This window comes from Actinomadura kijaniata NBRC 14229 (assembly GCF_001552175.1).
GTDB lineage: Bacteria > Actinomycetota > Actinomycetes > Streptosporangiales > Streptosporangiaceae > Spirillospora > Spirillospora kijaniata.
Genome location: NZ_BCQR01000317.1, coordinates 1 through 3,367, shown reverse-complemented (window position 1 = coordinate 3,367; position 3,367 = coordinate 1). Strand labels below are relative to the sequence as shown.

General features: G+C 71.2%; 2 protein-coding genes and 1 pseudogene. 1 reads left to right on the top strand and 2 read right to left on the bottom strand.

The window, feature by feature from the left end; genetic code table 11:
* The coding region (locus AKI01S_RS48385) for an arabinofuranosyltransferase (RefSeq protein WP_067833852.1) at window positions 1–1,637 on the top strand (1,637 nt) is incomplete at its 5' end.
* Window positions 1,638–1,648: 11 nt separating this feature from the next.
* On the opposite strand, the gene AKI01S_RS48380 is transcribed toward AKI01S_RS48385, so the two are convergent.
* Complete coding sequence (locus AKI01S_RS48380) at window positions 1,649–3,130, bottom strand: hypothetical protein (protein ID WP_067833849.1); 1,482 nt, start codon at window positions 3,128–3,130, stop codon at window positions 1,649–1,651.
* 13 nt (window positions 3,131–3,143) lie between these two features.
* A pseudogene (locus tag AKI01S_RS52435) lies at window positions 3,144–3,367 on the bottom strand (hypothetical protein); the annotation flags it as partial.

Sequence of the window (3,367 nt, the reverse complement as noted above, 5' to 3'; positions counted from 1 at the left end):
TGCTCGCGTCCTTCGCCGCCCTGGTGCTGCGTACAGCGCTGTCGGGAACGCCCTTCGGCTACGGGGGTGCCCAGGGCGACGCCGGCCGGATCACCGCGATGGCGACCCGCTACACCGCGACCTGGGCGAGCAGCGACGGCATCTCCGGCGAAGTGCCCTCCGAGTACCCGCCGCTCTTCCCTTACCTCCTCGGCAAGGCCGCGCTGCTGCTCGACACGCCCGCCTGGCGGTTGCTCGGCCCCGCCCAGTGCCTGACCGTCTCGACCGCCGTCGTCATCGCGTTCGTGCTGTGGTCGCGGGTGACGGCAGCGCCCACGGCACTGGTGATCAGCGCGTCGGCCCCGCTGGCCCTGGGCATCCCGAGCAAGGCCCACGAGATCCTCGCGCTGACGATCTTCGTGCCACTGGTGCTGCTGACGATCGCCGCTCCGCCACGTGACCGGCTGGGCTGGCTCCCCGCCGGGCTGCTGGCGTCGGTGATGTGCCTCAGCTACCACGCCTACGTGGTCTTCACCGCGGCGGGCCTCGTCCCGCTGGTCTGGTGGACCTGGCGAACGGCACCCGACCGTCGTGACCACCTGCGCTACCTGGCCCGTGTCACCGCCACGCTAGCCGTCCTGACCTCCTGGTACACGATCCCCTACCTGTGGGCGATGGCCCACGGCGGGCAACAGGTCGGCGACATGTACGACAGTGACCGCCTGTCACAGAACCCCTTCCCCTTCCTGGAACCGGGACTGGACGGGGCGCTTCAGGCGGGCGGCCTCCTCGGCCTGCTGTGGTACAGCAGGTCCGCGTGGTGGGCCCGGCCGCTGCTGGCCCTCGTCGCCGGCGCCTACGCCTACCAGGCGGTGGGCATGCTGCGGTGGACGTTGACCGGGCACAGCGGGCTCTACTACTACACACTGCCGCTGATCAAAGCGGTCCTGACGGCAGGCCTGGTCCTGAGCGTCGCGACGGTGCTCTCCCGGCCCCGACCCCGGCTCCGGCCCGTCCTCGGCGTCACGGCGGCGACCGTGACCGTGTTGTTCGCCGGGTTCACCTTCTGGCTGTACTGGATGCCCGCAGGTCCCTGGTCCAGGGCCGCCAACGGCACGGAAACCTGGGCGGCCAGGAACGAACTGGCCGTTCAGGCGCACGTTCAGCCGCTCCCTGACGGGAGGATGCCCAGGTACGGTGCCGGTGTCCCCGTCCCGCAGGGCGTGACCGTTCCGGTCGGCGAATGGCGGTACCTTCCCGTCGCCGACATCGAACGGGCGGTACGGCAGACCCGGCCCGACGACGCGCTACCGCGCACCGTTTCCTTCGACGAGCAGGTCTTCGCCTTCCTGCCGTGGCGGGGCTACCTGGGAGTCGACCGGATCGGCGCGAACGGGCCGCTGCGCTGGGACGACCGGCACCGCACGTTGCGGACGCTCGCCGGAACCACCGACCCGGCGGCCTTCGCCCGGGCCTCGGCGCGCACCGCGTTTGGCTCGATCGACGTGTTCGTGCTCCGCCGCGAGGGCTCCGACCTGGTCTGGAAGGGGCTGATGGTGCCCGACACCCTGAGGTTCCGCAAGGAGCAGTTCGCTTCCGGGTCCTTCGTCGTCACCGAGCTGGCCGCCGACACCACCGTCGCCGTCCGCCGTCCCTGAGCCGGACCGGATCAGGGACGGGCGAAGACGACGGCCTGGTCGTCCCGGTGGACGGCCCGCCAGCCGGACGCCCCCTCCAGCAGCGACACGAGTGGTGTGTCCCTCGGCCACACCACGACGTCGAGAGCGTACTTGTCGAGGATCCGCGACCAGGAGGGCATGCCCTTCGACAACCGCGTGTAGTCGTGGACCAGGCCGATCGGGTACATGTCGTAGCGGTCGTCGAGGAAGACGCGCTGCCGGGGCCAGTACGCATGGATGACGTAACCGCCCCACTCGTCGGTGGTCAGCAGCCGCCGCCCCAGCAGCCCCTGCCGCTCCACGGCCGCCATCGCCCGTACGGGGTAGCGCTGGTCGAGCGCGAAGTCCGGCGCGCGCAGCCCCTGGCCGACCATCTGCGCTCCCAGCAGGACGATCACTCCGAGCAGCAGGAGATTGGCCGGTCCGCGCCGCGCGACCCGCGGCTCCGTCACCGCCACCAGCCGGGCGAGCACTGGCAGGACGATCAGCGGAGCCAGCAGGATGTTGCGCTGCGCCCACAACCCCAGCAGGAGGAACGGCACGGCCACCAACAGATCGCGGCGGTCAGGGCGGCGGCGGGCCGATGCGACCACCACGACGAAGACCGCGAGGAAGGCGGCGAACGCCACCCCCTGCATGGAACGGAAGTCCGGAGACCCCCATTCGACGATGTTCTCCACCGCGTCGCCCCGGGCGAGCAGTTCCACCGGGAACGTGACCAGGCTGACGCCGTACGGGTTGAGGAAGCACGCCGCGAATCCGATGAGGCCGCCCAACGCCAGGGCGCGTTCCCGCCCTCGTAGGGGCGGCCGTCCGTCCAGCCAGGAACCCGCCAGATGCAGGCCGAGATAGACGAAGCCGAGTGCGAAAGTGCCATGCAGATTCGCCCACAGCCACATCACGAGTGGGATGACCAGCAACGGACGGCGCCCTGGCCGTGAGTCCGGAACCTCGACCGTCCACAGCAGCGCGACCGCGGCGGCGAGCCCCAGGAGCAGGGGTCTGCTCGACCACAGCGTGAACGAGACCCCCACGGCCACCGTGGCCAGGAGCGCGGCGCGCACCGGAGCACGGGTCAGCCGGAGCGCCAGCCCCAGAGCGGACAGCGCGATCAGGGCTCCGAGGAGCGCCTGCGACAGCCGGATGCCCATCGGCCCCGCCAGCTCGTCGAGGCCCGCGTACAGGATCTCGGCGAGCCAGGACTGGGCCACCCAGCGTTCACCCGGCGCGCTGAAGGAGAAGGGGTCCTCCCGGGGCACGCCGTTCTGGAGGATCCAGTGCCCGGTCCGCAGATGCCACAGGAAGGAGTTGTCCTGGAGCGGCCGGAGACCCACGCCGAAGGTCACCGCGACGAGGGCCGCGCCCGCGAGCACGGTCGCGCCCGGGACGCGTCCCGGGCGCGACCGTGTCTCCGCGGAGTTGCTCTGGTCCGGCTCCTTCCGCGCCGCGTCATCGGTGGCAGTCGAACTCACGGGGAGACGCCGGTCAGCCGATGGGGAGGTTGGTGACCGGTTTGAAGCCGGGGACCTCGACGGTGAGGCTGGTGACCTCGGCGGGCACCTTGAACATCCCCCACAGGGTGTACTCCTCGCCCTTGACCACCTCGTAGTCCCCCAGCGGCATCCCCACCATCAGGGGACCGACCGCCAGCCGGTCGGTGTCACGCACCAGCCGGTACCGGGCGGCCGGCGTGGACAGCGCGACCCCCT